The 25,988-nt window shown below is 70.5% G+C and carries 25 protein-coding genes; 17 read left to right on the top strand and 8 right to left on the bottom strand.

Annotated features, from left to right (window positions below):
• The first annotated feature begins 34 nt into the window (after window positions 1-34).
• Both hemH and ACFO6Q_RS01395 read left to right on the top strand, forming a co-directional pair.
• Window positions 35-1,150 (top strand): ferrochelatase, encoded by a 1,116-nt coding sequence (gene hemH, locus ACFO6Q_RS01400; protein ID WP_380018693.1) that lies wholly within the window; start codon window positions 35-37, stop codon window positions 1,148-1,150.
• Complete coding sequence (locus tag ACFO6Q_RS01395) at window positions 1,137-1,991, top strand: alpha/beta fold hydrolase (protein ID WP_380018692.1); 855 nt, start codon at window positions 1,137-1,139, stop codon at window positions 1,989-1,991. Before hemH ends, ACFO6Q_RS01395 begins: the two co-directional genes overlap by 14 nt.
• Window positions 1,992-1,995: 4 nt before the next feature.
• On the opposite strand, the gene ACFO6Q_RS01390 is transcribed toward ACFO6Q_RS01395, so the two are convergent.
• From ACFO6Q_RS01390 to ACFO6Q_RS01370, 5 genes are all read right to left on the bottom strand, one after another.
• The gene (locus tag ACFO6Q_RS01390; RefSeq protein WP_380018691.1) at window positions 1,996-2,910 is read right to left on the bottom strand and encodes a hypothetical protein; all 915 of its coding nucleotides are present in this window, start codon (window positions 2,908-2,910) and stop codon (window positions 1,996-1,998) included.
• A gap of 95 nt (window positions 2,911-3,005) precedes the next feature.
• The gene (locus tag ACFO6Q_RS01385; RefSeq protein ID WP_380018690.1) at window positions 3,006-3,770 is read right to left on the bottom strand and encodes a M48 family metallopeptidase; all 765 of its coding nucleotides are present in this window, start codon (window positions 3,768-3,770) and stop codon (window positions 3,006-3,008) included.
• Window positions 3,771-3,802: 32 nt separating this feature from the next.
• The gene (locus tag ACFO6Q_RS01380) at window positions 3,803-4,720 is read right to left on the bottom strand and encodes a recombination-associated protein RdgC (RefSeq protein WP_380018689.1); all 918 of its coding nucleotides are present in this window, start codon (window positions 4,718-4,720) and stop codon (window positions 3,803-3,805) included.
• Window positions 4,721-4,852: 132 nt separating this feature from the next.
• Complete coding sequence (gene ttcA, locus ACFO6Q_RS01375; protein WP_380018688.1) at window positions 4,853-5,722, bottom strand: tRNA 2-thiocytidine(32) synthetase TtcA; 870 nt, start codon at window positions 5,720-5,722, stop codon at window positions 4,853-4,855.
• A gap of 160 nt (window positions 5,723-5,882) precedes the next feature.
• The gene (locus ACFO6Q_RS01370) at window positions 5,883-6,857 is read right to left on the bottom strand and encodes a LysR family transcriptional regulator (RefSeq protein WP_380018687.1); all 975 of its coding nucleotides are present in this window, start codon (window positions 6,855-6,857) and stop codon (window positions 5,883-5,885) included.
• A gap of 128 nt (window positions 6,858-6,985) precedes the next feature.
• Between ACFO6Q_RS01370 and ACFO6Q_RS01365 the strand changes: the two genes are divergently transcribed.
• The 10 genes from ACFO6Q_RS01365 (at window position 6,986) to ACFO6Q_RS01320 (ending at window position 16,790) form a co-directional block, all read left to right on the top strand.
• Window positions 6,986-8,455 carry a form I ribulose bisphosphate carboxylase large subunit gene (locus ACFO6Q_RS01365; protein ID WP_380018686.1) on the top strand — a complete coding sequence of 490 codons (1,470 nt, stop codon included), beginning with the start codon at window positions 6,986-6,988 and terminating at the stop codon, window positions 8,453-8,455.
• A 30-nt stretch (window positions 8,456-8,485) separates the two neighbouring features.
• A complete protein-coding gene (locus tag ACFO6Q_RS01360; protein ID WP_380018685.1) occupies window positions 8,486-8,920 on the top strand; it encodes a ribulose bisphosphate carboxylase small subunit in 435 nt (144 codons plus the stop codon).
• 53 nt (window positions 8,921-8,973) lie between these two features.
• Complete coding sequence (gene cbbX, locus ACFO6Q_RS01355; RefSeq protein ID WP_380018684.1) at window positions 8,974-9,861, top strand: CbbX protein; 888 nt, start codon at window positions 8,974-8,976, stop codon at window positions 9,859-9,861.
• On the top strand, window positions 9,858-10,652 hold the full coding sequence (locus ACFO6Q_RS01350; protein WP_380018683.1) for an HAD-IA family hydrolase: 795 nt from the start codon (window positions 9,858-9,860) through the stop codon (window positions 10,650-10,652). Before cbbX ends, ACFO6Q_RS01350 begins: the two co-directional genes overlap by 4 nt.
• Window positions 10,643-11,716 carry a class 1 fructose-bisphosphatase gene (locus tag ACFO6Q_RS01345; protein ID WP_380018682.1) on the top strand — a complete coding sequence of 358 codons (1,074 nt, stop codon included), beginning with the start codon at window positions 10,643-10,645 and terminating at the stop codon, window positions 11,714-11,716. The genes ACFO6Q_RS01350 and ACFO6Q_RS01345 overlap by 10 nt, the downstream gene beginning before the upstream one ends.
• Before the next feature lie 28 nt (window positions 11,717-11,744).
• Window positions 11,745-12,647 carry a phosphoribulokinase gene (locus ACFO6Q_RS01340; protein WP_380018681.1) on the top strand — a complete coding sequence of 301 codons (903 nt, stop codon included), beginning with the start codon at window positions 11,745-11,747 and terminating at the stop codon, window positions 12,645-12,647.
• Entirely contained in the window at window positions 12,644-14,674 is a 2,031-nt protein-coding gene (gene tkt, locus ACFO6Q_RS01335; RefSeq protein ID WP_380018680.1) for a transketolase, read from the top strand. The genes ACFO6Q_RS01340 and tkt overlap by 4 nt, the downstream gene beginning before the upstream one ends.
• 68 nt (window positions 14,675-14,742) lie before the next feature.
• A complete protein-coding gene (gene fba, locus ACFO6Q_RS01330) occupies window positions 14,743-15,789 on the top strand; it encodes a class II fructose-bisphosphate aldolase (RefSeq protein WP_380018679.1) in 1,047 nt (348 codons plus the stop codon).
• Complete coding sequence (locus tag ACFO6Q_RS01325; protein WP_380018840.1) at window positions 15,687-16,514, top strand: phosphoglycolate phosphatase; 828 nt, start codon at window positions 15,687-15,689, stop codon at window positions 16,512-16,514. Before fba ends, ACFO6Q_RS01325 begins: the two co-directional genes overlap by 103 nt.
• 69 nt (window positions 16,515-16,583) lie before the next feature.
• Window positions 16,584-16,790 carry a YdcH family protein gene (locus ACFO6Q_RS01320; protein ID WP_380018678.1) on the top strand — a complete coding sequence of 69 codons (207 nt, stop codon included), beginning with the start codon at window positions 16,584-16,586 and terminating at the stop codon, window positions 16,788-16,790.
• 52 nt (window positions 16,791-16,842) lie between these two features.
• On the opposite strand, the gene ACFO6Q_RS01315 is transcribed toward ACFO6Q_RS01320, so the two are convergent.
• The 3 genes from ACFO6Q_RS01315 to ACFO6Q_RS01305 form a co-directional block, all read right to left on the bottom strand.
• A complete protein-coding gene (locus ACFO6Q_RS01315) occupies window positions 16,843-18,636 on the bottom strand; it encodes an N-acetylmuramoyl-L-alanine amidase (RefSeq protein WP_380018677.1) in 1,794 nt (597 codons plus the stop codon).
• Between the two features lie 328 nt (window positions 18,637-18,964).
• On the bottom strand, window positions 18,965-19,615 hold the full coding sequence (locus tag ACFO6Q_RS01310; protein ID WP_380018676.1) for a response regulator: 651 nt from the start codon (window positions 19,613-19,615) through the stop codon (window positions 18,965-18,967).
• Window positions 19,612-20,739, bottom strand: a complete 1,128-nt coding sequence (locus tag ACFO6Q_RS01305; protein WP_380018675.1) for a sensor histidine kinase — start codon at window positions 20,737-20,739, stop codon at window positions 19,612-19,614. Before ACFO6Q_RS01305 ends, ACFO6Q_RS01310 begins: the two co-directional genes overlap by 4 nt.
• 178 nt (window positions 20,740-20,917) lie before the next feature.
• Between ACFO6Q_RS01305 and ACFO6Q_RS01300 the strand changes: the two genes are divergently transcribed.
• From ACFO6Q_RS01300 to ACFO6Q_RS01280, 5 genes are all read left to right on the top strand, one after another.
• Window positions 20,918-21,637 carry a hypothetical protein gene (locus ACFO6Q_RS01300; RefSeq protein WP_380018674.1) on the top strand — a complete coding sequence of 240 codons (720 nt, stop codon included), beginning with the start codon at window positions 20,918-20,920 and terminating at the stop codon, window positions 21,635-21,637.
• Window positions 21,638-21,671: 34 nt separating this feature from the next.
• Window positions 21,672-22,196, top strand: coding sequence for a DUF6622 family protein (locus ACFO6Q_RS01295; RefSeq protein ID WP_380018673.1), 525 nt, complete (start codon window positions 21,672-21,674; stop codon window positions 22,194-22,196).
• Window positions 22,193-22,612 (top strand): DUF2141 domain-containing protein, encoded by a 420-nt coding sequence (locus ACFO6Q_RS01290; RefSeq protein ID WP_380018672.1) that lies wholly within the window; start codon window positions 22,193-22,195, stop codon window positions 22,610-22,612. The genes ACFO6Q_RS01295 and ACFO6Q_RS01290 overlap by 4 nt, the downstream gene beginning before the upstream one ends.
• 10 nt (window positions 22,613-22,622) lie before the next feature.
• Window positions 22,623-24,137, top strand: coding sequence for a carotenoid oxygenase family protein (locus ACFO6Q_RS01285; protein ID WP_380018671.1), 1,515 nt, complete (start codon window positions 22,623-22,625; stop codon window positions 24,135-24,137).
• Between the two features lie 94 nt (window positions 24,138-24,231).
• A complete protein-coding gene (locus tag ACFO6Q_RS01280) occupies window positions 24,232-25,965 on the top strand; it encodes a DUF885 domain-containing protein (protein WP_380018670.1) in 1,734 nt (577 codons plus the stop codon).
• The last annotated feature ends 23 nt before the right edge of the window (window positions 25,966-25,988 follow it).

Genomic DNA, 25,988 nt, shown 5'->3' with positions numbered 1-25,988 from the left:
GCACCCGCGGACGCGGGTTGCCCCGGTTCCCGCCATGCCCCGCTACTTCGGACAAGCCCCCCATCGCCACGGCAGCGAGCCGTCCGCCGGCGTGCTGCTGGTCAATCTCGGTACGCCGGGCGGGCCGGACAAGCGCTCGGTGCGGCGCTACCTGGCGCAGTTCCTGTCCGATCCGCGCATCGTCGAGCTGCCGGGCAAGCTGTGGAAGCCGATCCTGCACGGCGTGATCCTGCGCGTGCGGCCGGCGCGCTCGGCCGCGCTGTACGCGAAGATCTGGACGCCGGAAGGCTCGCCGCTGCAGACCGGCATGGCGACCTTGAGCACTCGCGTGCAGGAAGCGCTGAAGGTGCAGCGGCCGGGTCCGATCCAGGTGCGCTACGCGATGCGCTACGGCGAGCCGGCGATCGGCAAGGTGCTGCGCGAAATGGCTGCCTCCGGCGTGCGCCGCCTGCTCGTGCTGCCGCTGTTCCCGCAGTATTCCGGCACCACCACGGCGTCGGTGTTCGACGCGGTCGGTGCCGAGCTGTCGCGCTGGCGCTGGGTGCCGGAGCTGCGCTTCGTCGCCGACTATCCCACCGAGGTGCGCTACATCGAGGCGCTGGCGCGCAGCGTCGAGGCGTACTGGCAGCGCCACGGTCGCGCGCAGCGCCTGCTGCTGTCCTACCACGGCATTCCGGAAAAATACTTCCGCAAGGGCGATCCGTATTTCTGCCAGTGCCAGGCGACCGCCCGGCGCCTGCGCGAACGGCTGGACCTGAGCGAGGACGAGCTGATCGTCAGCTTCCAGTCGCGTGTCGGCCGCCAGTCCTGGCTCAAGCCGTACACCGAGGCGGTGCTGCAGTCGCTGCCCGGCGAAGGCGTCAGGCACGTGCAGGTGCTCTGTCCGGGATTCTCGATCGACTGCCTGGAAACGCTGGAGGAAATCGCGCTGACGAATCACGCGCGCTTCCTGCGCGCCGGCGGCGAACGCTTCGACTACATCCCGGCGCTCAATTCCGGCGACGACCACGTCGCCGCGCTGGCCGAGCTGATCCTGCGCCAGGGGCAGGGCTGGGCCGAATTCGATCCGGCCTGGGATGCCGGCCGCGCCTCGGCGCAGCAGATCGCCTCGCGCGCGCGCTACGAGCACGTCCGCGGTGAGCCGCGCTGAGGAACTGAGCATCCCGCTGGCGCAGGGCGCGCTGGCGGCGAAGGCCTGGGGCGATCCGGCGCTGCCGCCGCTGCTCGCCCTGCACGGCTGGCTCGACAACGCCGGCAGCTTCGATCGCCTGGCGCCGCTGCTCGCCGGCGAGCGCTACGTCGTCGCGCTCGACCTGCGCGGCCACGGCCGCTCGTCGCACTTGCCGCCGGACGGCTGGTACCACTACGTCGACCGCTTCGACGAACTGCGCGGGGTGTTCGATCATTTCGGCTGGGCGCGCGCGGGCCTGCTCGGGCATTCGCTCGGCGGCACGCTGGCCAGCCTGTTCGCGGCGCTGTATCCCGAGCGCGTCGACGAACTGCTGCTGATCGAAGCGCTCGGTCCGCTGACGAACGCGGCCGAGGACGCGCTGGCGCAGCTGCGCCGCGCGCTCGACCAGCGCGCCGCCTACGCGACGCGCCGGCCGCTGCGCGTCTTTCCCGACCTGCCGGCGGCGGTCGCGGCGCGTGTCGCCGCGAACGGGCTCAGCGAAACGGCGGCGCGCGCGATCGTCGAACGCGGCGTCACGCCGGCCGACGGCGGTCTGGTCTGGTCCAGCGATCCGCGCCTGACGCTGGCGAGCCCGGTGCGCTTCACCGAAGCGCAGGTGCAGTCGATGCTGGCGGGCATCCGCGCGCGCACCCTGCTCGTGCTGGCGGAACCGGAAACGAGCTATCTGCCGGCCGCGATGATGGAGGCGCGCGCGGCGCAGGTCGCCGGCATCCGCGTCGTGCGGCTGCCCGGCAACCACCACCTGCACCTGGAAGACGCCGGCGCGATGGCGTCGGCGATCCGCGCGTTCCGCGGCTGAACGTTCAGCGCGCGATTTCGGCCGCGCGTGCGGCCTTCGCCAGTTCGACCAGCGCGGCCTTCTCCGCGTCGCCCGGCTCGGTGCCGGCGGCGGTCCAGGTCAGCTCGATGGCGAGGCCGTTCGCGACGAAGCCGACACCGGCGCGCGGATTGCCGCTCTTGCAGGCGAACGACAGCTTGGCGCCCTCGCCGAGCTCGGGCAGGTCGCGGTACTGGCAGTCGGGCGTGCGCATGGCGTCGAGCGAGAAGCCGTCCGCCGTCTTCATGGCGGAAACCAGCAGCGCGCGCGACTGCTGGTCCGCCGCCATGCAGCTATTCTCGCCGTAGACCTGCACCTCGTGCGGCTTGCCGCCGAACAGCTTCTTCAATCCGGCTTCGTCGAGCCACGGGCACGAGGACGCCTTGCGCGCGACCGCCGGATCGTCGGCGCCGCGCAGCGCGCTCTGGCCGAGCTTCGCCGCGGCGCGGACGTCGGTATCCGTCACCGCGCGCTGCAGCACCACGGAGATCGTCACGACCAGCTTGCCCTTCTGCGCAACGATCGAGGTCATGCGCGGGCCTTCGGCCTCGTCGTCCTTCGGTTCGTAGCGGAAGGCGCGCTCGCCCAGGCCCGCCACGTCCTTCATCACGTACTCGCCGGCCAGACCCTGCCGCATGCCGTCGTAGATGCGGCCGGCGTCGGCCGCGGACGGCTTGAACTGCTGCATGAAGCTGACCGAATTCGGCGGCGCGCTCTCGTCGGAGAGGAAAGTGCAGTGGCCGACGGCGCCGCCGACCATCGTGTGCCACGGCGCGAATTCGGGAAAGGCCGCGTCGACCTCGGAGGTCGGCAGGAAGCCGCATTCCTCCGCGGCGTGGACGGTCGCCGCGGTGCCGGCGAGGGACAGCAGGAGCAGCGATCGGACGGCGGTGCGGAACATGGACACTCCTGAAGGAAGGGATCAGGAGTGGATATCACCGGATCGCACGTGAAACGCGCAAGCGTGGCGTGCTGCGCGCAGGCCGCGCGCGCGGATCACTCCGCTTCGGCGCGGATCAGGCGGTTCAGTTCGGCCTTCAGGGCCTGGCCGTTCAGGCGCAGCCAGTCGCGCTGTTCGCGCCATTCCGGATACAGCTTCTCCACCAGCGCCCAGAAGCGCGGCGAATGGCTGCGGATGCGCAGGTGGCAGAGCTCGTGCACGACCACGTAGCGCAACGCGGCCGGCGGCGCCAGCGCGAGGGCGAGGTCGAGCGTGACGCGGTCGCGCGTGTCGAGGCTGCCCCACAGGCTCTTGAGCGGGCGCAGCTTGACTGCCGTCGGCGCGCGGCCGAGTTCCGGGCAGTAGCGCGCGAGATAGCGGCTGACGTCGCGACGGATCTGCGCTTCGAGGAACGAGCGCATCAGCGCGCGCGCCGCGGACAACGTGGACTTGCCGTGCGGACGCGGCAGGGTCAGCACCAGGCGGTCTTCCTGCTGCTCGATGGCCGGATAGGCGCCGTCGCGCCAGGACAGGCGCGTGGTCTCGCCGCGCAGCGGGATCACCGTGGCCGCGCCGGGCTTGAGCGGCGGCGGGGCCGAACCCAGGCTCAGCTCGTCGAGTTTGCGCTCCAGCCATTCGCCGTGCTTGCGCAGGAACGCGAACACCTGGGCCGGATGTGTGCCTTCGGGGTAGGTGACGCGTGCGCCGCCAGAGGTCACCGTCAGGCGCAGACGGCGCGCCTGCGGATGGCTCTTGCGCAGAACCTTGATCGTCTCGCCCGCAGGAGTGGCCAATTCCAGATAGTCGTTCGCGACATCCACCGTCTTCTACTCCTGCGATCCCGCCGGCGCCGCTAGTCGCGATCTCCCGGGCGGGGCAATCCGAACCATTCTTCAAGGCGCTCGAACAGGGTCTTCAGTTCGAGCGTCATCAATGCAAAGCTCGCGTCCAGTTCGGCTCGCGCCGATTCGATGTTGTCGCGGTCGAGTTGGTCGAGCACGACGTCGAGGAAGCGCAGCTTGCGCACGGCGAGATCCTCGCCGAGCACGAAACTGATCCTCTCGTCGAATTCGAGGCCGAGCTGGAAAACCTGCTTGCCCGACTTCAGATGCTCCCGAACCTCGTCCGATTCAAGGTCCTGGCGCCGGCAGCGGACCACGGCGCCGGCCTCGGCCGGATCGCGCAGTTCGCACTCGTCGCCCAGGACCAGTCCTGCGGGCAGCTTGCCACTAATCAGCCAGTCCGTCATCAAGGCCCGCGGCGACTCCTCGGGGGCCATCGGCGTGGCCGGAAAGCGTCCCAGGGCTTCACGAACCTGACTGACCGCGTCCTCCGCCGCCTTGCGGCTGGCGCTGTCGACGACGAACCAGCCACCCTCCGCGTCGAGATAAGCAGACAGTCGTGACGGGCGTATGAAGGCACGCGGAAGAAGTTCGGAAATCACCTCTTCCTTCAATCGCTTGCGCTCTTTTCCGCCGACCCTGCGGCCTTCCTTTTCGGCCACCTTGGCGACTTTCTCGGCGAGCGCCTCGTTGACGACGACGCTCGGCAGCAGGCGCTGCTCGGCGCCGATCGAGAGCAGGCTGAACGCACCAATCTGGTGCATGAGCTCCTCGCTGTCGCGGCCGAACGGCGACACGAAGCCGCGTGTTTCCAGCTCCATCGGCCCGCACTCGCGCAGGCGCTGCGAGTCGAGGCCCTGGTCGAGCTTGTCGAGGGACTTGCTGGTGCTTTCGGGGAAGCGGAACAGGCTGAGATTGCGAAAGAACATGGAATGGCCGGGATTGGGGATTCGGGATTGAAGATCGGGTGGAGCAGGAACGACACGGGATCGCTCCGGTGTCGGTCGGAAGCCGTTGCCGAGCGTGGAACCGTACGCCGGCTGTAGATCGGCCGGCGCGCGCTAGGAAGGCTCGGCCGTCTCGCGCGCCTCACCGGCCAGCCACGCATGCGCGTCGGCGCGCATGCGGCCGACGGCAGCTCCGAGCCCGGTGAAATCGAACAGCGTGCGATCGGCCAGCTGCGACGGCGCGACGTTGCCGATCGCGCGGAAGATGCTGTCGACGCGGCCGGGGTGCTTTCGGTCCCATTCGGTCAGCATCGCCTTGATCGCCTTGCGCTGCAGGTTTTCCTGCGAGCCGCACAGGTTGCACGGCATGATCGGGAAGCCCTGCTGCGCGGCGTACTCGGCGATGTCGTCCTCGGCGCAGTAGGCGAGCGGGCGGATCAGCACGTTGCGGCCGTCGTCGGAGCGCAGCTTCGGCGGCATCGCCTTCAGCGAGCCCTGGTGGAACAGGTTGAGGAACAGCGTCTCGACGATGTCGTCGCGGTGGTGGCCGAGCGCGATCTTGGTGTAGCCGTGCTCGGCCGCGTAGGTGTACAGCGAGCCGCGGCGCAGGCGCGAGCACAGGCTGCACATGGTCTTGCCTTCCGGGATCACGCGCTTGACGACGCTGTAGGTGTCCTGCTCGAGGATCTCGAACGGCACGCCGACGCCGCGCAGGTAGTTCGGCAGAACGTCCGCGTCGTAGCCCGGCTGCTTCTGGTCGAGATGCACCGCGGTCAGCTCGAAGCGCACCGGCGCCTTCGCCTGCAGTTTCAGCAGGATGTCGAGCAGCGTGTAGGAATCCTTGCCGCCGGACAGGCAGACCATGACGCGATCGCCGTCCTCGATCATGTTGAAGTCGGCGATCGCCTGGCCGACCTGGTGGCGCAGGCGCTTGGCCAGCTTGCCGGCTTCGTATTCGTGCTTGCGGGACGCAATCGCGTTCATGGCGGATATCTGGTGCTGCGGCCGGCGACGGCCGCTCTGATTTTTCGCGATCGGCGAAGACCGCGGGAAGGATTTCGAAAGCGCAGCCGGGGCGGCCTTCCGGTCGTCGCGACCGGAAGGGATCGCGGCGGAAACCCGTCCATTGTAAACGCCGCCCGTCTCAAGTTCTGCGGCGGCGGCCGTCGCGTCGCGGACGCGGCGCCTCCGGCGCCGCGATCTCGGCCGAGGCGCTGGCGTCGGCGTAGCTGGCGCCGGAGGCGCATACGAAATCGCGGAACGCCTGCGCGATCGGCAGCAGCTGCTTGCCGCGGCGATGCACCACATGCCAGCGCCGCACGACCGGCAGCCCGGCGACGCGGGGAACGCGGACCAGACCCAGCGTACGTTCCAGTGCGAGCGTGTTCAGCGACAGGAAGCCGATGCCGAGCCCGGCCATCACCGCCTGCTTGATCGCCTCGTTGCCGGTCATCTGGATGACCTTGCCCGGCGAGAACTTCTCGCTCGCGAAGTAGCGTTCCATCACGTTGCGCGTGCCCGAGCCCGGCTCGCGCACGAGGAAGGTGTCCTCGGCCAGGTCCTGCAGGCGCAGGCGCCGGCGGCGCGCGGCGGGATGTTCGGGCGGCAGCACCAGGCCGTGCGGATGGTCGGCGAAGGCCAGCGCGACCGCGTCCAGCGATTCGGGCGGTACGCCCATGATGGCGAGATCGATCTCGTTGTCGCCGAGCAGCTGCAGGATGCGCGCACGGTTCTCGATCTGCAGCGACAGCACCGCGCCGGGATGCTGCCGCGTGAAGGTCGCCAGCAGGTGCGAGGCGAAGTACTTGGCCGTGCTGACGATGCCGACGTTGAGCTTGCCGTGCTCGCGTCCACGCATCGCGGCGATCTGCTGCTCCAGTTCGTCCAGCTCGTGCTGCACGCGGCGCGCGCAGGCGGCGACCGCCGCGCCGGCCTCGGTCAGGCGCAGCTGGCGGCCGACCAGTTCGGTCAGCGGCAGGCCGCAATCCTCTTCCAGCGCCTTCAGCTGCATCGACACGGCCGGCTGCGTGAGGTGGCAGACGCCGGCCGCGGCCGAGACGCTGCGCAGTCGCGCCACCTGCTCGAACACGCGCAGCTGGCGCAGCGTGACGCGCTTCATGGCGTCCTCCCGGGTATCAGGAAAATTGATGCAGCAGCCTAGCAGAATTGAATAGTCCTGATAGGCGGCCGCGCCTACAGTCGATCCCACACGACGCCACGTCGTCCCGCGAGCCCGAAGGACGCGCCATGAACAAGCCGACCAGCGACGCCACCCAGATCACCGACGCGAAGAAGCGCTACGCGGCCGGCGTGCTCAAGTACCGGCAGATGGGCTACTGGCTGCCCGACTACGAGCCGAAGGAAACCGACGTCATCTGCCTGTTCCGCATCACGCCGCAGGAAGGCGTCGATCCGGTCGAGGCCGCCGCCGCCGTCGCCGGGGAATCCTCGACCGCGACCTGGACCGTGGTCTGGACCGACCGCCTGACCGCCTGCGACAGCTATCGCGCGAAGGCGTACCGCGTCGAGCCGGTGCCGAACAATCCGGGCCAGTACTTCGCCTGGGTCGCCTACGACCTGATCCTGTTCGAGGAAGGCTCGATCGCGAACATGACCGCCAGCCTGATCGGCAACGTGTTCTCGTTCAAGCCGCTGAAGGCGGCGCGGCTGGAGGACATCCGCGTGCCGGTCGCCTACGTGAAGACGTTCAAGGGACCGCCGACCGGGCTGGTGGTCGAGCGCGAGCGCCTGGACAAGTTCGGCCGCCCGCTGCTCGGCGCGACGACCAAGCCCAAGCTCGGCCTGTCGGCGCGCAACTACGGCCGCGTCGTCTACGAAGGGCTCAAGGGCGGCCTGGACTTCATGAAGGACGACGAGAACATCAACTCGCAGCCGTTCATGCACTGGCGCGACCGCTTTCTCTACGTGATGGACGCGGTGAACAAGGCCAGCGCGGCCACCGGCGAGGTCAAGGGCAGCTACCTCAACGTGACCGCGGCGACGATGGAGGACATGTACGAGCGCGCCGAATTCGCCAAGTCGCTCGGCTCGGTCATCGTCATGATCGACCTGGTGATCGGCTACACCGCGATCCAGTCGATGGCGGCGTGGGCGCGCCGCAACGACATGATCCTGCACATGCACCGCGCCGGCCACGGCACCTACACGCGGCAGAAGAACCACGGCGTCAGCTTCCGCGTGATCGCCAAATGGCTGCGCCTGGCCGGCGTCGATCATCTGCACACCGGCACCGCGGTCGGCAAGCTCGAAGGCGATCCGCTCACCGTGCAGGGCTACTACAACGTCTGCCGCGACAGCTACACGCGCCAGGACCTGCCGCGCGGGCTGTACTTCGACCAGGACTGGGCCGACCTGAAGAAGGTCATGCCGGTCGCCTCGGGCGGCATCCACGCCGGCCAGATGCACCAGCTGATCGACCTGTTCGGCGACGACGTCGTGCTGCAGTTCGGCGGCGGCACGATCGGCCATCCGCAGGGCATCCAGGCCGGCGCGACGGCGAACCGCGTCGCGCTGGAGACCATCGTCAAGGCGCGCAACGAGGGTCGCGACATCCGCAACGAAGGGCCCGAGCTGCTGCGCGCCGCCGCGCGCTGGTGCACGCCGCTGCAGCAGGCGCTCGACACCTGGGGCGAAGTCACCTTCGACTACACCCCGACCGACAGTTCCGACTACGTGCCGACGCCGCAGGTGGCGTGACGGCGACTCGCACCCGGAGAACGCGCCATGATGAGCAATCCCAACCAGCGCATCACGCAGGGCCAGTTCAGCTTCCTGCCCGACCTGACCGATGCCGAGATCGCGGCGCAGGTGCAGTACGGGCTCGATCGCGGCTACGCCTGGAGCGTGGAGTACACCGACGATCCGCATCCGCGCAACACGTACTGGGAGATGTACGGCAACCCGATGTTCGACCTGAAGGACGCCGCCGGCGTGCTGATGGAACTGAACGGCTGCCGCAAGACCTTCCCCGGGCGCTACATCCGCCTGCTCGCCTTCGATTCGACGCGCAACGTCGAGACCGTGGTCATGAGCTTCATCGTCAACCGGCCGCCGGACGAGCCCGGCTTCATGCTCGAGCGGCAGGAGGTCGACGGCCGCTCGCTGCGCTACACGATCCGCACCTACGCGGCGGACCGGCCCGAAGGCGAGCGCTACCGCTAGGTCATTCCCGCGTCCCGGCGCCAATCCCCGAGCATCGACCCGAGCATCGACCGATGAACCAGGCGATCGATCTGAAGGCCCTGTGGAACGAGTCCGGCGTGCAGGCCGTGCTCGACGCGCTCGACGCCGAGCTGGTCGGGCTCGCGCCGGTCAAGCGGCGCATCCGCGAGATCGCCTCGCTGCTGGTGGTCGACAAGGTGCGTCGCGAATTCGATCTGCAAGCCGGCACGCCGTCGCTGCACATGAGCTTCACCGGCAACCCCGGCACCGGCAAGACCACGGTCGCGATGCGCATGGCCGAACTGCTGCACCGCCTGGGCTACAGCCGCAAGGGACACCTGGTCGCCGTCACGCGCGACGATCTCGTCGGCCAGTACATCGGCCACACCGCGCCGAAGACCAAGGAAGTGCTGAAGAAGGCGATGGGCGGCGTGCTGTTCGTCGACGAGGCCTACTATCTCTACAAGCCCGAGAACGAGCGCGACTACGGGCAGGAATCGATCGAGATCCTGCTGCAGGTCATGGAGAACCAGCGCGACGATCTCGTCGTGATCCTGGCCGGCTACAAGGACCGCATGGACACGTTCTTCCGCAGCAATCCGGGCATGAGCTCGCGCATCGCGCACCACATCGACTTCCCCGACTACCGCGACGACGAACTCGCCGCGATCGGCGAGCTGATCCTGGGCGGCTGGAACTACCGACTGTCGCCGCGCGCGCGCGAGGTGTTCGCCGACTACGTGCGCCTGCGCCGCACGCAGCCGCATTTCGCCAATGCGCGCTCGGTGCGCAATGCGCTCGACCGCGCGCGCCTGCGCCAGGCGCATCGCCTGCTCGAGGGCGGCGCGGCGGTCGACAAGGCCGCGCTGCAGACGATCGAGGCCGAGGACATCCTGCAGTCGCGCGTGATGGCGGCGGTCGCGCAGGAGGGCGGGCGATGAACGCGATCCTGCGCGCGCTGATCTTCGACGTCGACGGCACCCTCGCCGACACCGAGGAAACCCACCGCCGCGCGTTCAACGCGAGCTTCGCCGCGGCCGAGCTGCCGTGGTGGTGGAGCCGGCGCGTCTACCGCGAGCTGCTGCGCGTGGCCGGCGGACGCGAGCGCATGCGCGCGTACGCGCAGGCCAGCAGCGACGGCCTCGCCGAACGCGGCGATTTCGAACTCCTGCTGCGCCGCCTGCACGAGGACAAGACGCGCCGCTACGACGCACTGCTGCGCGCGCAGCCGCTGCCGCTGCGCCCGGGCATCACGCGCCTGTTCGACGAAGCCGGCGCGGCCGGCGTGCGCCTCGCGCTCGCCACCACCACGAGCGCGGCCAATCTCGACGCGCTGCTCGCGCCGCATTTCGGCGCAGCCTGGCGCGAGCGGTTCGCCGCCGTGGTCTGCGGCGGCGACGTCGCCCGGCTCAAGCCCGCGCCCGACGCGTATCTCCAAGCGCTGCGCCGGCTCGGATTCGGCGCGGACGAGGCGCTCGCCTTCGAGGATTCCGCCAACGGCATCCGCGCCGCGCAGGCCGCCGGCCTCGGCGTGGTGGCGACGCCGACCTGGTATTCGCTGGCCGAGCCGCTGCCGGCGGCGCTGGTCGTGTTGCCGCATCTGGGTGACGCGGTGACGCCGCTGCCGCCGGAAGAGCCCGGCGCGCCGTTCGTCGATCTGGCGCACCTGCGCAGCTGGCACGCGGCGCAGGCCGGATCCGCACCACCGAGGAGGGCCGCGGCATGCTGCTGACCGACAAGACCACGTTCACCGAATTCCTGATCGAGGCGCGGCGCACGCATCCGGAGGCGCGCGGCGACCTGAACGGCGTGCTGACCTCGGTCGCGACGGCCTGCAAGGCGATCTCGCGCGCGGTCGCGCACGGCTCGCTGGCGGACCTGCTCGGCAACGCCGAGGCCAGCAACGTGCACGGCGAACGGCAGAAGAAGCTCGACCTGATCGCCAACGACATCTTCATCCGCCTCAACGAGAACCGCGGCTACGTCGCCGGCATGGCCTCGGAGGAGCTGGAGCAGCCGTACCGCCTGCCGGCGGCGTACGAGCGCGGCAAGTACCTGCTGCTGTTCGACCCGCTCGACGGTTCGTCGAACATCGACGTCAACGTCTCGGTCGGCTCGATCTTCTCGATCCTGCGCGCGCCGTCGCCGGGCGTCGATCCGCAGCCGCAGGACTTCCTGCAGCCGGGCGTGCAGCAGATCGCCGCCGGCTACGCGATCTACGGGCCGTCGACGATGCTGGTGCTGACCACCGGCGCCGGCGTGCACGCGTTCACGCTCGATCCGCTGCTGGGCGAATTCATCCTCTCCCATCGCGACCTGAAGATTCCGCGCGAGACGCACGAATTCGCCATCAACAGTTCCAACAGCCGCTTCTGGGAGTACCCGGTGCAGCGCTACGTCGACGAATGCCTGAAGGGCTCCAGCGGCCCGCGCGACAAGGACTTCAACATGCGCTGGATCGCCTCGCTGGTGGCCGAGACGCACCGCATCCTGATGCGCGGCGGCGTATTCCTGTACCCGCGCGACAACCGCAACCCCGGCGTCGCCGGACGCCTGCGCCTGACCTACGAGTGCAACCCGATCGGCCTGCTGATCGAACAGGCCGGCGGCTGCGCCAGCACCGGCTACAAGCGCGTGCTCGAGGTGCGGCCGGAGACGCTGCACCAGAAGATCGGCTTCGTGTTCGGCTCGCGCAGCGAGGTCGAGCGCATCGAGTGCTACCACCGCGAAGGCGACATGCGCGACAGCGAGCAGCCGCTGTTCGCGCAGCGCGGCCTGTTCCGCACACCGGCCTGATCGAACGGTCATCGACGAGGGGAGAGCCATGTCCGAACTGCATCCGATCATCGCCATCACCGGTTCTTCCGGCGCCGGCACCACCTCGGTGACGCGCACGTTCTCCAACATGTTCCGGCGCGAGGGCATCAACGCGGCGATCGTCGAGGGCGACAGCTTCCACCGCTACGACCGCAAGGCGATGCGCGCCGCGCTGGCCGAGGCGGACAAGGACCGCCACTCCAATTTCAGCCACTTCGGCCACGAGGCGAACCTGTTCGAGGAACTCGAACGGCTGTTCGCCGACTACGCCGCGGCCGGCCGCGGCCGCCGCCGCCGCTACCTGCACGACGCCGCCGAAGCCGAGCCCTACGGCCAGGAGCCGGGCACCTTCACCGAGTGGGAGGACGTGCCGCCGTCGGACCTGCTGTACTACGAGGGCCTGCACGGCGCGGTCGTGCACGGCGACGTCGACGTCGCGCGCCACCCGGACCTGCTGATCGGGGTGGTGCCGGTGATCAACCTGGAGTGGATCCAGAAGCTGCACCGCGACCGCTCCAGCCGCGGCTACTCGACCGAGGCGGTGATGGACACGATCCTGCGCCGCATGCACGACTACGTGCACTACATCTGCCCGCAGTTCTCGCGCACGCACGTGAACATCCAGCGCGTGCCGACCGTGGACACGTCCAACCCGTTCATCGCGCGCGCCATCCCCAGCGCGGACGAGAGCTTCGTCGTGATCCGCTTCCGCGACCCCAAGGGCATCGATTTCCGCTACCTCATGTCCATGCTGCACGACTCGTTCATGTCGCGCGCGAACACGATCGTCGTTCCGGGCGGTAAAATGGAGCTTGCCATTGAAGTCATCTTCACGCCGTTCGTCTGGCGCATTCTCGAACGCAAGCAGAAAGCCCAGGCGCGGCAAGCCCATCTGGAGCGCGTCGCATGAGCAATCCCCAACCCGCCGTCGCGGCGGGCGTCGATACCCGTCTCGCCGATGCCAGGCGGGCCAATTCGATCCGCTTTCTGGCCGCCGACGCGGTCGAGAAGGCCAAATCCGGCCATCCCGGCATGCCGATGGGCATGGCCGAGATCGCCGTCGCCCTGTGGACGCGGCACCTGCGCCACAACCCGGCCGACCCGCACTGGGCCGGGCGCGACCGCTTCGTGCTGTCGAACGGGCACGGCTCGATGCTGCTGTACGCGCTGCTGCACCTGACCGGCTACGACCTGTCCCTGGACGAGATCCGCAACTTCCGCCAGCTGCACTCCAAGACCCCCGGCCATCCCGAGGTCGGCGTCACCCCGGGCGTGGAGACCACCACCGGCCCGCTCGGCCAGGGCCTGGCCAATGCGGTCGGCATGGCGCTGGCCGAGAAGCTGCTCGGCGCCGAGTTCAACCGGCCCGGCCACGCCGTGGTCGACCACCACACCTACGTCTTCCTCGGCGACGGCTGCCTGATGGAAGGCATCTCGCACGAGGTCTGCGCACTGGCCGGCACCTGGCAGCTGGGCAAGCTGGTCGCGCTGTACGACGACAACGGCATCTCGATCGACGGCGAGGTCAAGGGCTGGTTCACCGACGACACCGCCGAGCGCTTCCGCGCCTACGGCTGGCAGGTCATCGGGCCGATCGACGGCCACGACGTCGACGCGGTCGATCGTGCCATCGCCGAGGCGAAGGGCGAAGCCGGGCGGCCGAGCCTGGTCATCTGCCGCACCGTCATCGGCAAGGGCGCGCCGACGCGCGCCGGGACGGCCAAGGCGCACGGCGAGGCGCTCGGCGGCGACGAGCTGGCGGCCACGCGCAAGGCGCTGGACTGGCCGTACGCGCCGTTCGAGGTGCCGGACGACCTCTACGCCAGCTGGGACGCGCGCACGGCCGGAGCGGAGCAGGAGGCGGACTGGAACCGCGGCTTCGACGCCTATCGCGCCGCGCATCCCGATCTCGCCGCGGAACTCGCGCGCCGCCTCGCCGGCGAGCTGCCGGCGAACTTCCCCGACCTCGCCGCGGCGCTGATCGCCGACGCCGACGCGAAGGCCGAGACGGTGGCCACGCGCAAGGCCAGCCAGTACGCGATCGAGGCGCTGGCGCCGGCGATCCCGGAAATGCTCGGCGGCTCGGCCGACCTCACCCATTCCAACCTGACGCTGTGGAAGAACGCGCCGCTGCTCAGCGGCGCCGGCACCGGCCGCCACATCAGCTACGGCGTGCGCGAGTTCGGCATGGCGGCGATCATGAACGGCATCGCCCTGCACGGCGGCTACATCCCGTTCGGCGGCACCTTCCTGACCTTCAGCGACTACAGCCGCAACGCGATCCGCATGGCGGCGCTGATGAACCTGCGCGTGATCCACGTGTTCACGCACGACTCGATCGGCCTGGGCGAGGACGGCCCGACCCACCAGTCGGTCGAGCACGTGTCAAGCCTGCGCCTGATCCCGAACCTGGAAGTCTGGCGTCCGTGCGACACGGTGGAGACCGCGGTCGCCTGGAAGCTCGCGCTCGAAAGCAGGAACGCGCCGACCGCGCTGATCCTGTCGCGGCAGAACCTGCCGTTCGTGCCGCGCAGCGGCGAGCAGATCGCCTCGATCGCGCGCGGCGGCTACGTGCTGGCCGAGGCCGACGGCGGCGTGCCGCAGCGCGTGCTGATCGCGACCGGCTCGGAAATCGGCCTCGCGCTCGCCGCGCGCAGGATCCTGCAGGACGAAGGCGTCCCCACGCGCGTGGTGTCGCTGCCGTCGACCGAGGCCTTCGACCGCCAGGATGCGGCATACCGCGCCAGCGTGCTGCCGGCCGGCGTGCGCAAGATCGCCGTCGAGGCGGGCACGACCGCGCTGTGGTGGAAGTACGTCGGCCTCGACGGCGCGGTGGTCGGCATCGACCGCTTCGGCGAATCGGCGCCGGCCGCGAAATTGTTCGAATTCTTCGGCTTCACGCCGGAAAAGGTCGCACAGGTCGCGCGCGGCCTCTGAGCCCGCCTCGTCCCGGCGCGGGCCGGACGGGGCGGCAATCCATTCCGTCACCGCACCGGGAGAGCGTCATGGCCCTCGTCTCGCTGAAACAGCTGCTCGATCACGCCGCCGAGCACGGCTACGGCCTGCCGGCGTTCAACGTCAACAACATGGAACAGATCCACGCGATCATGCAGGCCGCCGACGAAGTCGACAGCCCGGTGATCCTGCAGGCCTCGGCCGGCGCGCGCAAATACGCCGGCGAGGCGTTCCTGCGCCGGCTGGTCGAGGCCGCGGTCGAGCAGTACCCGCACATCCCGATCGTGATGCACCAGGATCACGGCGCCAGCCCGGCCGTGTGCCAGGCGTCGATCCGCTCGGGCTTCACCAGCGTCATGATGGACGGCTCGCTGCGCGAGGACATGAAGACGCCGGCGAGCTACGAATACAACGTCGAGGTCACGCGGCGCGTGGTCGAGATGGCGCACGCGGTCGGCGTCTCGGTCGAGGGCGAGCTCGGCTGCCTGGGTTCGCTGGAAACCGGCACGGCGGGCGAGGAGGACGGCGTCGGTGCCGCCGGCGTGCTCGATCATTCCCAGCTGCTGACCGATCCGGAGGAAGCCGCCGACTTCGTCGCGCGCACCGGCGTCGACGCGCTGGCCGTGGCGATCGGCACCTCGCACGGCGCATATAAGTTCACGCGCCCGCCGACCGGCGACATCCTCGACATCGAACGCATCAAGGCGATCCACGCACGCATCCCGCACACGCACCTGGTCATGCACGGATCGTCGTCGGTGCCGCAGGACTGGCTGGCGATCATCCGCGAGTACGGCGGCGACATCTCCGAAACCTACGGCGTGCCGGTCGAGGCGATCGTCGAAGGCATCCGGCACGGCGTGCGCAAGGTCAACATCGACACCGACATCCGCCTCGCCATGACCGGCGCGATCCGCCGCGCGCTCGCCGTCGATCCGGGCGAATTCGATCCGCGCAAGTTCTTCAAGGAATCGGTGGCCGCCGCGCGCGGCATCTGCAAGGCGCGCTTCGAGGCCTTCGGCAGCGCCGGCCGCGCCGGCGCGATCCGGCCGGTGCCGCTGGAGAACTTCGCGCGCCGCTACGCGGAGGCGGCCTGAACGCCGCGGCGCCGGCGGGAGCGCCGTTCGCGGCGATCCTGTGCGATCTCGACGGCACCCTGCTCGACACGGTGCCGGACATCGCCGAGGCGGTGAACGCGATGCTGGCCGAACTCGGCCGCGCGCCGATCGCCGAGGGCGTCGTCGCCGGCTACGTCGGGCAGGGCGTGGACGTGCTGCTGCACCGCGTGCTCGGCGGCGGCCACGACGCGCGTGCCGAAGCCGCCCTGCATGGCCGCGCGCGCCGGCTGTTCGACCTCGCCTACGCCGCCAGCAACGGGCGTCGCGCGCGGCCGTATCCGGGTGTGGTCGCGGGGCTTGAGGCGTTCCGCGAGCTCGGCCTGCGCCTGGCCTGCATCACCAACAAGCCGCAGGCGCCGTCGGACGCGGTGCTCGCGCAGTTCGGCCTCGACCGCCGCTTCGAGTTCACGCTCGGCGGCGACGCGCTGCCGCAGCGCAAGCCGCAGCCGGAGCCGCTGCTGCACGCGGCGCATCGCCTGGGCGTGCCGGTGCCGGCCTGCCTGATGCTCGGCGACTCCGCCAACGACGCCAGGGCCGCGCGCGCGGCGGGCATGGCGGTGGTGCTGGTCGACTACGGCTACACCGAAGGCCGGCCGATCGGCGAGATCGAATGCGACGCGGTGATCCCGAGCTTCCTCGCGCTCGCCGAAGCCCTGCGTGCGAGCGGGCGGCGTTCGCTGCGGATCGCCGCCGGCGCCGCCTGAGAGCGGCGCGCGACGGCACGCCTGCCATGCCGCGGCGCTAAACTGCGCGCAACGCATCCGGGCGCCCACATGCTCACCGACGACCCCGCCGCCATCGTCCGCCGTCTCGCCGAGCTCCGGCTCGAGCATCGCGACCTCGACGTCGCGATCACCAACATGCCGCGCGGCCCCGGTTGCGACGAGCTGCAGCTCACGCGCATGAAGAAGCGCAAGCTCAGGCTCAAGGACATGATTTCCTATCTCGAGAACAAGCTGATCCCGGACCTCGACGCGTGATGCGCACGGCGGCCGGCGCGTGCGCCAGCCGCCGTGGCGGGTCCGTTCGCGATCAGTTCGGCGTCCAGCGCACCTCGTCCAGATACACGTTCACGGTGTAGGTCGTGTGCGCGCGTTCGAGCCAGATCGCGTCCAGCGTGACGTTCGCGGCGGTGATCGCGCCGTTGCCGCCGACCCAGGCGTTCCAGACGGCCGCATCGGCGAGGTTCCATTCGACCCAGGTCCAGGTGTCGGCCGGAACCGCGCGCAGGGTCGAGCGCTCGGTGCCGTCCGAATCGTCCACGCCCAGGCCGACGCTGAAGCCGCCGCCGGCGACGTAGACCCAGAGGCCGAGCTTGCCGTTGCGCGCCACGCTGGTGTTGGCCGACGGCGTGCCGCTGCCGGACAGGAAGCGCACCGCCCAGGGCTGCGTGTTCGACGGGTTGTCGACCAGGCGCAGGTGCTCCGAGCAGCTGCCCACGCGCGCGACCGTGCAGTCGCGTTCCGCGGTGGAGCTGGCGGCGATGCCGGTGCTGCTGCCGGAGTAGGCCGGCGCGGTGCCGAAATGGCCCTCGCCGCTTTCGAAGCCGTCCAGCGTGCGCGGGGTGCCGCCGCCGCTGCCCGGATTGAGCAGCGTGTAGTAGCGCCGCCAGTCCCAGTTGATGCCCGGGTCGGTGTGGGTCTGTCCCGGATAGTGCTGGTGTCCCTTGATCTTGACCGACGCCGGCAGGACGTTGATGCCGCTGCCGGCGGCGCCGTTGTAGGCGCTCGAGCAGGGGATCGAGTAGCGCGTGCAGAAGTGGCGGGTCAGCGCGGCGGACGCGTTGTACATCGCCGTCGTGTACCAGGCCGCATTGTCGACGTAGCCCTCGTGCTCGATGCCGAGCGTGTAGCCGTTCTCGCTGCCGATGTGATGCGCCGCCTGCGCCTCGCGCACCATCTGCGTGACCTGGCCGTCGGAACTGCGGATCAGGTAGTGCGCGCTGACCGAGGACGGGTTGTTCTGGAACCAGGAGATGCTGCCGGCGTAGGAGCCCTGCATGGTGTGGATCGCGACCGCCGTCGTCGACCCGCTGCGCGCGTGGAAGTAGGGCGAGGCGACCCACAGCGCCGGCGCGTAGTCGGTGCTGTTGAGGCCGGGGTCGCCACCGCCGGCGCGATCGGCCGCGTGCAGGGTCTCGTCGCGCGCGTCGATCGCGTAGCCGTCCGTCTCGACGCTGCCGCGGGACAGGTCCAGCCGCACGAACGGCGCACGCTGGCGGACCAGCGCCGCGGGCGCGAACTGGCGCTCCCACTCGATCGCGCGTGCCTGGACGCGGATGCCGTCGTCGTCGACGCCGCGGTCGAGCGCGAGCAGCACGTCGTAGGCGAAGCCTTCGCGCGCGAACGCGTCGATCGCGGCACGCGACGCCGGGCCGAAACCGGCGTAGGCGGCGAGCAGGTCGGCCTCGCCTGCGTCGGGCGGCAGTCGCCGCGCGGCCTCGGCCAGCAGCGCCGCCGCACCGAGGATGTTCCAGCGCGGATCGCGCTCGACCTGCGCGCGGCCGACGCCGAGCAGGGCCGCCGCGTCGCCGACCTGGTCGGCGAAGCCGCCGCCCTCGTACAGGCCCATCACGCCGACCGCCGGCGCGGACTCGGCATCGGGCGCGCGCACGCCGTCGAGCATGACCCAGCGGCTCTGCACGTAGGCGATCGATTCGAGCACGCCGCGCGGCAGCTGCGGATAGCGCGCGTAGGCGGCTTCGAACAGGGCGGGCCAGCCGGCGCGCGCGGCGGCCAGCGCGGCGCGATCGGTGGCGGCCTGCCGTTCGGCCACGACCGCATCGCCGGCGTCGCGCGATTGCGCAAAGGCGGTCGTGCACGACAACAGGGACAATCCAAGCACAAGTCGGTTGATGCGCATGATTCCTCTCCAAGGTCCGTGTGGGTTGCGGGAGCCCCCTGAGGCGAGGCGCCCGACTGCGGCGGCGCTGCCCTCCCCGCGAATACGGGCCGCGTCGCGCAGCTCCCTGGACGCTGGCCGAAATCCAGACTAGCCATGCGTCCGGAACCCGTCGATTGCGGGTTTTCCCCAGCATTTCGGCCGCCGCGAGGCGTTCGCTTTGTGCGCTGCATCCCAGTCGCGGATCGCGATTGCGGATGCGGGAAATCGTGCGAAGTGCGGGCGGGCTCGTCGTTCGCGAGCACCGATCGCGTCAGATCACGCGCAGGGTGATCGCCTTCAGCACCGCGCGCGTGCGGTCGCGCGTGCCGAGCTTGTCGAGGATGTCGGAGACGTAGTTCTTCACCGTGCCTTCGGCGAGGAACAGCGAGCGTGCGATCTCCTTGTTGGAGTAGCCGCCGGCGAGCAGGCGCAGGATGGCGATCTCGCGTTCGCCGAAGTTCGCCTTCGGCGCCTCGGTCTCGCGATACGCGTAGCGTGCGCGCACCGGATCGGTCGCCACCGGCTGCAGCAGCGAATCACCGCGCGCGACCGCGCGGATCGCGTCGTGCAGGTCTTCCGGCGCAGCGTCCTTGAGCAGGAAGCCCTGCGCGCCGGCGGCCACCGCGTCGAGCAGCAGGGCACTGTCGTCGAACGTGGTCAGCAGGATCAGCGGCGTCGCGTCGCCGCGGCCGCGCAGCGCGCGCAGCGCATCGGTGCCGGACAGGCCCGGCATGCGAATGTCCGACAGCACCACGTCGACCGTCGTGGTCGCGAGCGCGTCGAGCAGGGCCTGGCCGTCCTCGGCTTCGGCGACCACGTGCAGGTCGCCGAAACCTTCCAGCAGCGACTTCAAGCCGGCGCGCACCAGTGCCTGGTCGTCGGCCAGCGCGATGCGGATCGGCGCGGTTTCCGGCACGGTCATGCGAGGGGAATCCAGGCGTCGATGCGGAAGCCGCGGTCGCCGGTCAGGGCGAGCCCGCCGCCGAGCGCCTCCAGGCGTTCGCGCATGCCGGCCAGGCCGTTGCCGGGACGCACGACCTCGCTGCCGCGGCCGTCGTCGCGCACTTCCAGCACGATGCGCCCTGCTTCGCGAGCGAGCCGCAGCCACACGTTGTCGGCGCCGGAATGGCGCGCCGCGTTGGTCAGCGCCTCCTGCGCCGTGCGCAGCAGCGCCTGTGCCTGCACCACGTCGTCGACGCGCGCGTCGGCGGCGACGTCGACGTGCACGCGCGGGCGCGGCAGCGGCGCGGCGAGTTCCTCGATCGCGCGTTTCAGATCCAGTCCTTCGTGCCGGCGCAGCTGTCCGACCACGCCGCGCAGGTCGTCGAGCAGTTCCCCGGCGAGCCCGGCCGCGGTGCTCACCGCCGGCGGTGCGCCGGCCGGATCGCGCGCGAGCAGGGACAGCTGCAGCTTCAGCGCGGTCAGCTTGTGCCCGGCGACGTCGTGCAGTTCGCGCGCCAGGCGCAGGCGCTCGCCGTCGCGCGCGCTCTCCTCGAGCAGCGACCGCGTGGCGAGCAGGTGCGCATTGACCTGCGCCAGCTCGTCGCGCGAGCGCTCGGCCTGCTTGGCGTAGTAGCCGGTCAGGCCGGCGAACGCCTGGAAGCCGGCGAACAGCAGGGTCACGATCAGCGCGCTCGCGACCGGCCACGCCGACAGCAGGATCGCAAGCAGGCCGAGATTGGCGCCGACGACCAGCGCGATCAGCTGGCCGCGCGGCAGGTCGACCGCCTGCGCGACGACGAGGATCAGCAGCACCGGCGCGATGCCGTCGCGGGTCAGCGCAACCAGCGCCAGCGCGGCCGCCGCCTCGACCAGCAGCGCGGCGAGCACCGGGCCGCGCCGCGGCGAGCAGGACGACCACCAGGCTTCGAACACGAAGCCGGCGAGGAACACCAGCATCAGTGCGATCACCGCCACGTACGCCGCGCGACTGCCCCCGGCCGGGGTGTTGAAGCCGCCGACGAGCAGGCCGGCCAGCACCGTCGCCCAGGTCAGGTAGGCGGCGCAGTGCAGCGGCGAGAACAGCCGGCGGAGACGATCGGGCATGGCCGGGCTCGGGCGGACGGAACCGTTGTGTACCGCCTCGCCGCGGTCGGCTCAAGCCCTCCGCGCGAAGTGGTGACTTCCGGCAGGTCGAAGTCGTGACGGGCGGCATCTGTCGTCGCCGTGCCGGCGCGCCGAGGATGGCGTCACCGCCGCCACGGCGCCCAGCCCGGTTCCTTCCGTGTCCGATCGCCTGCGCATCCGTCCGACCCTCGCCTCGATCGCGGCCTTCCTCTGCCTGACCCTGCTGCTGGTCGAGGCGCACGAACAGCTGCACGCGCTGTCGACGCGGCTGCTGTGCGGCGGCTGGGCCGAACGCACGTTCGACAACGTGCTGCCCTACCCCGGCTGCGGCGCGTCGCGGCTCGCCTTCGTCGACGCCGCCGGCCCGCTGTTCTCCTATGCCTGCCTGTGGATCGGCGCCGCGCTGACGGGGCGCGCGAACCCGCGCGTGCAGGCCTTCGGCTTCGCCCTGCTGTTCGCCAGCCTGCCGCTCGGCCGCGTGCTGCCGCAGGTCGTCACGATCTTCGCCGCCGGCTCCACCTCGGACGAGTACTCGTTCGTGCGCCGCCTCGCCGGCGATGCGCTGGGACGCGACGCGACCGGCTGCGCCGCGCTCGCGCTGGCCCTCGCGCTGAGCGTGCCGCCGTTGCTCGTCGCCTGGCGCCGCCTGCCGGCGCAAGGACGCCTGCGCACGTTCGCACGCTTCTACCTGCTGCCGCTGCCGTTCGTGATCGCCTGGCTGATGGTCGGCATGAACGGCCTGCTCGCGCGCGGTGTGCTGGGCTCGCTCGACCTCGCCGGCTGGCCCGGCCTCGTCGCCGTGCACACGGCGGCGGTCGGCGTGCTGCTGATGCTGCTGCGCACGCATCTGACCGGACGCGCGGCGGTCGCCGCGTGACCGTCCTCGTCTTCACCGTCCGGGAGAGCCGCCAATGATTCTCGACATTCTTCGCGCCACGCCGGTCTGGGTGTTCGCGCTGTTCGCCTGGCTGCTGTGGATGGGCGTGGCGCGGTTGCGCACGCGCGTGCGCCGAGTGCGTTCGCTGTGGATAGCTCCGGTGCTGTTCGTCGCCTGGGGTCTGTCCGGTCTGCTCGGGCGCGCCGGTCCGCTCGCGCCGACGCTCGCCTGCTGGATCGTCGGTGCCGTGGCCGGCGCCGCGATCGGCCGGCGGATCGAGCCGATGCCGGTCGTCGACCGCGCGTCCGGCGCCGTCCGCCAGGCCGGCAGCGCGATTCCGCTGCTACGCAATCTGGCCCTGTTCGGCGCGCACTACCTGCTGCACGTCGCCGCCGCGTTCGCGCCGGCCTCGGCCGCGCGGCTGATGAGCTGGGACATCGCGGTGTCCGGGCTCGGCGCCGGCTACTTCATCGGCTGGGCGGCGCTCGTCGCGCAGATGTGGCGCGCCGCGCCGTCGTCGTCCGTCACCGCCACCGTTCCCTCCAGGAGTTCGCCATGATCGCTCATCCGAAGTACGTGCTCGCCGCCGCCCTCCTCGCCTGCACGACGGTGCGTGCCGCAGGCCTCGACGTCACCGTCACTGGCGTGAGTCCGGCCAAGGGCACGCTGCAGATCGAAGTGCTCGATTCCGCCGCGGCCTGGGACGGCAAGGGCAGGTCGGTCGCCGCCGCCACGCGCCGGGCCGCCGCGGCGCAGGAGACGTTCCGTTTCGACGGCCTGGCACCGGGCAGCTACGCGGTGCGCGTGATGCTCGACGAGAACGACAACGGCAAGCTCGACACGAACTTCATGGGCATGCCGGTCGAGGCTTACGGCATCAGCAACGATCCGAAGGTGATGCGCCGGCCGACGTTCGACGAGGCGAAGTTCGAGCTCGGCGCCGACGGCGGCGCGATCACCGTCCGTCTGCGCTGAGGGCCGGCCCGTGGACCGCCGCCAGTTCCTGCACCGTTTCCTCGCCGGCAGCGCCGCGCTGGCGCTGGCGCCGCGCCTGCTGCGCGCCGAAGTCGCCGTCGCCTCCGACAGCACGCGCTTCGCGCAGGCGCTGGCGAAAGAGCCCTGGCTGGCCGGCTGGAAGGACGTCGCCGCCGAATCGCTGGGGCCGACCGTCGCGACGCTCGAAGGCCGCTGGCCGAAGGAACTCGCCGGCACGCTGTACCGCAACGGTCCGGCGCGCTTCGAGCGCGCCGGCTTCCGCTACCGGCACTGGTTCGACGGCGACGGCATGCTGCACGCGTGGCGCTGCGCGAACGGCCGCGTCGAGCATCGTGCGCGCATGGTCGCCACCTCGAAGTACGTGCGCGAGCAGGCCGCCGGGCGCTTCCTGCTTCCCGCCGCCGGCACCACGATCGACGATGCGCTGCCGATCCGCAACAACGACGACGTCAACACCGCCAACACCGCGGTGATCCGCTTCGGCGGGCGCGTGTTCGCGCTGTGGGAGGGCGGCTCGGCCATCGAGGTGGATGCCGACGAGCTGCGCACGATCGGGCCGGTGGCCTGGCGCGAGGATCTCGTCGCCGCGCCGTTCTCGGCCCATCCGCTGCTCGATCGCGACGGTTCTCTGTGGAACTTCGGCTCGCTCGACCTGCTCGGCGGTTCCGGGCTGCTGCTCTGGCACCTCGGCGCCGACGGCAAGCCGATCCGGGTGGCGACCTTGCCGAGCGAGGGACACGGCTACCTGCACGCCTTCGCGATGACCGCGCGGCATCTGGTGTTCGTGCTGACGCCGTACCGGATCGAGGAAGGCCGGGCGGCGTTCTTCGAGCGCCTGCGCTTCACGCCGGAGCGGCCGTGCCGCATCGCGGTCGTGCCGAAGGACGCGCTGGACGCGCCGCGCTGGTTCGAGGCCGACTTCGCCGCCGTCTACCATTTCGCCGACGCCTGGGAGCGCGGCGGCGAGATCTTCGTGCGTGCGGCGCGGCATGCCGACGTCGAGGCGATGCGCTCGCCGATGGCCGCCGCGATGCGCGGCGAGCGCGGCGACGGCGCCACGCGCACCGACCTCGCCACCTTGCGCCTGGACACGGCCACCGGCCGCGCGCGCTGGGAAGCGGGCGGCGTGCGCGGTCTGGAATTTCCGGTGTTCGACACGCGCCATGCGGCCGCCTCCGCGGCGCGCGTGTACGCGCCGCTGCACCTGGACCGCGGCTCGCCTTACTTCGACGCGGTCGCCGCGATCGACGGCGAGCGCACGGCCATTCATCGCTACGGCGCCGGCGTGCTCGCCGAGGAGCATCGATTCGTGCCCAAGCCCGGCCGCCGCCGCACCGGCGAGGGCTGGCTGCTCGGCACGCTGCTCGACACCCGGCGCGGCCGCAGCGGCCTGGCCGTGTTCGACGCCGAACGCGTCGCCGACGGCCCGCTGGCGCAGGCCTGGCTGCCATACACGTTCCCGCTCGGGTTTCACGGCTGGTTCGCCGGCTCCGCGCGCGCCTGAGCGCGCCGGTCCGGCGCGCCGCGGGCCTGACCATCGGCACTGCCGCGGCGGGGAATCGATGCGATCATCGGCGTTTCTCTGGACGGAGAACGCGATGAAACCCTGGTCCGTGACCCTGTTCTGCGCGGGCGTTGCCCTGAGCGCGCTCGCCCACGCCGAAAGCGCCGACCAGCGCTTCGAGGCGCTGTACAAGAAGGAATGGAGCTGGCGCCAGGAGCAGTTCTCCGGCTACGACGACGAGGACCGCCAGTCCAGCCCGCGCGACCGGCGCCTGCCGGACGTCGATCCGGCGACGCAGAAGCGGCGCCTGGCCTACTGGGACGACGTGCTCAAGCAGCTCGGGACGATTCCCGCGGGCGAGCTGTCGGCGGAGAACCAGGTCAACTTCGCCGTCTACCGGCCGCAGATCGAGAACTACGCCGCCGGCCTGCGCTTCCGCGACTACGAGATGCCGTTCAACAGCGACTCGCAGTTCTGGTCCGATCTGGGCTTCATGACGCGGCGGCCGCTGAAGAACGCCGACGCCGCGCGCAGCTACGTCGCCAAGCTCGACGACGTGCCGCGCTACTTCGAGCAGCAGATCGCCAACATGCGCGCCGGCCTGAAGCGCGGCTTCAGCGTACCGCGTGCGGTGCTGAACGGGCGCGACGTCTCGATCGCCAGCTACGCCGAGGCGAAGACGCCGCAGGACAGCGAGTTCTACAAGCCGCTGAAGTCGCTGCCGGCGTCGATCCCGGCCGACGAGCAGGAGCGCCTGCGCGCCGATGCGGCGCGCGCGATCGGCGAGCACGTGATTCCCGCCTACGCGAACCTGCTGAAGTTCTTCCGCGACGAATACGTGCCGAAGGCGCGCAAGACGCTCGCCGCCGAGGCGATGCCGGGCGGCAAGGAGTGGTATCGCCAGCAGATCCGCGACTACACGACGCTCGATCTCAGCCCGGAAGAAATCCACCAGATCGGCCTGAAGGAGGTCGAACGCATCGACGCCGAGATGCAGGCGACGATGAAGCAGACCGGCTTCCAGGGCGACTTCGCCGCGTTCCTCGAGTTCCTGCGCACCGACCCGCAGTTCTACGCCAAGACGCCGGAGGAACTGCTGATGCACGCGGCGTGGATCTCCAAGCAGGTCGACGCCAAGATCGGCCAGTTCATCGGCCTGCTGCCGCGCGGGCGCTTCGGCATCGAGCCGGTGCCGGCCGCGATCGCGCCGTTCTGGACCGCCGGCCGCGGCAGCGCGCATACCTACTGGGTCAACACCTACGACCTGCCCTCGCGCCCGCTGTACAACCTGCCGGCGCTGACCCTGCACGAATCCTCGCCCGGCCATTCGCTGCAGGGCGCTCTGGCCGACGAGCAGAAGGGCTATCCGGATTTCCGCAGCAAGAACTACATCTCCGCCTACGGCGAGGGCTGGGCGCTGTACTGCGAGAAGCTCGGCAAGGAGATGGGCATCTATCACACGCCGTACGAGGAGTTCGGCCGCGAGACCTACGAGATGTGGCGCGCCGCGCGCCTGGTCATCGACACCGGCGTGCACCACAAGAACTGGACGCGCGAGCAGGCGATCGACTATCTCGCCTCGCACACGGCGCTGAGCCGGCACGAGGTCGAGACCGAAGTCGACCGCTACATCTCCTGGCCGGGCCAGGCGCTCAGCTACAAGCTCGGCGAGATCAAGATCGTCGAGCTGCGCGCGCGCGCCGAGAAGGAGCTGGGTGCGAAGTTCGACCTGCGCACGTTCCACGACGCCGTGCTCGCGCTGGGCTCGGTGCCGCTGCCGGTGCTCGAGCAGCAGATCGAACGCTGGATCGCCGACCAGAAGGCGTGACGGCGCGGATTCGGCGCGGCCGC

Origin of the sequence: Dokdonella ginsengisoli (assembly GCF_042652785.1) — a bacterium.
Classification (GTDB): Bacteria; Pseudomonadota; Gammaproteobacteria; order Xanthomonadales; family Rhodanobacteraceae; genus Dokdonella_A; species Dokdonella_A ginsengisoli.
The sequence above is the reverse complement of the archived record's forward strand: the minus strand, read 5'-3'. Positions and strand labels throughout refer to the sequence as shown.

Excerpts from the sequence above, each read along its gene's own strand:
- hemH (WP_380018693.1), top strand. The coding sequence starts at position 35 with ATGCCCCGCTACTTCGGACAAGCCCCCCATCGCCACGGCAGCGAGCCG.
- ACFO6Q_RS01345 (WP_380018682.1), top strand. The coding sequence starts at position 10,643 with ATGCTGCTGACCGACAAGACCACGTTCACCGAATTCCTGATCGAGGCG.
- ACFO6Q_RS01340 (WP_380018681.1), top strand. The coding sequence starts at position 11,745 with ATGTCCGAACTGCATCCGATCATCGCCATCACCGGTTCTTCCGGCGCC.
- ACFO6Q_RS01320 (WP_380018678.1), top strand. The coding sequence starts at position 16,584 with ATGCTCACCGACGACCCCGCCGCCATCGTCCGCCGTCTCGCCGAGCTC.
- tkt (WP_380018680.1), top strand. The coding sequence starts at position 12,644 with ATGAGCAATCCCCAACCCGCCGTCGCGGCGGGCGTCGATACCCGTCTC.
- ACFO6Q_RS01280 (WP_380018670.1), top strand. The coding sequence starts at position 24,232 with ATGAAACCCTGGTCCGTGACCCTGTTCTGCGCGGGCGTTGCCCTGAGC.
- ACFO6Q_RS01380 (WP_380018689.1), bottom strand. The coding sequence starts at position 4,720 with ATGTTCTTTCGCAATCTCAGCCTGTTCCGCTTCCCCGAAAGCACCAGC.
- ACFO6Q_RS01350 (WP_380018683.1), top strand. The coding sequence starts at position 9,858 with ATGAACGCGATCCTGCGCGCGCTGATCTTCGACGTCGACGGCACCCTC.
- ACFO6Q_RS01365 (WP_380018686.1), top strand. The coding sequence starts at position 6,986 with ATGAACAAGCCGACCAGCGACGCCACCCAGATCACCGACGCGAAGAAG.
- ACFO6Q_RS01360 (WP_380018685.1), top strand. The coding sequence starts at position 8,486 with ATGAGCAATCCCAACCAGCGCATCACGCAGGGCCAGTTCAGCTTCCTG.
- cbbX (WP_380018684.1), top strand. The coding sequence starts at position 8,974 with ATGAACCAGGCGATCGATCTGAAGGCCCTGTGGAACGAGTCCGGCGTG.
- ACFO6Q_RS01390 (WP_380018691.1), bottom strand. The coding sequence starts at position 2,910 with ATGTTCCGCACCGCCGTCCGATCGCTGCTCCTGCTGTCCCTCGCCGGC.
- ACFO6Q_RS01310 (WP_380018676.1), bottom strand. The coding sequence starts at position 19,615 with ATGACCGTGCCGGAAACCGCGCCGATCCGCATCGCGCTGGCCGACGAC.
- fba (WP_380018679.1), top strand. The coding sequence starts at position 14,743 with ATGGCCCTCGTCTCGCTGAAACAGCTGCTCGATCACGCCGCCGAGCAC.
- ACFO6Q_RS01290 (WP_380018672.1), top strand. The coding sequence starts at position 22,193 with ATGATCGCTCATCCGAAGTACGTGCTCGCCGCCGCCCTCCTCGCCTGC.
- ACFO6Q_RS01305 (WP_380018675.1), bottom strand. The coding sequence starts at position 20,739 with ATGCCCGATCGTCTCCGCCGGCTGTTCTCGCCGCTGCACTGCGCCGCC.
- ACFO6Q_RS01295 (WP_380018673.1), top strand. The coding sequence starts at position 21,672 with ATGATTCTCGACATTCTTCGCGCCACGCCGGTCTGGGTGTTCGCGCTG.
- ttcA (WP_380018688.1), bottom strand. The coding sequence starts at position 5,722 with ATGAACGCGATTGCGTCCCGCAAGCACGAATACGAAGCCGGCAAGCTG.
- ACFO6Q_RS01370 (WP_380018687.1), bottom strand. The coding sequence starts at position 6,857 with ATGAAGCGCGTCACGCTGCGCCAGCTGCGCGTGTTCGAGCAGGTGGCG.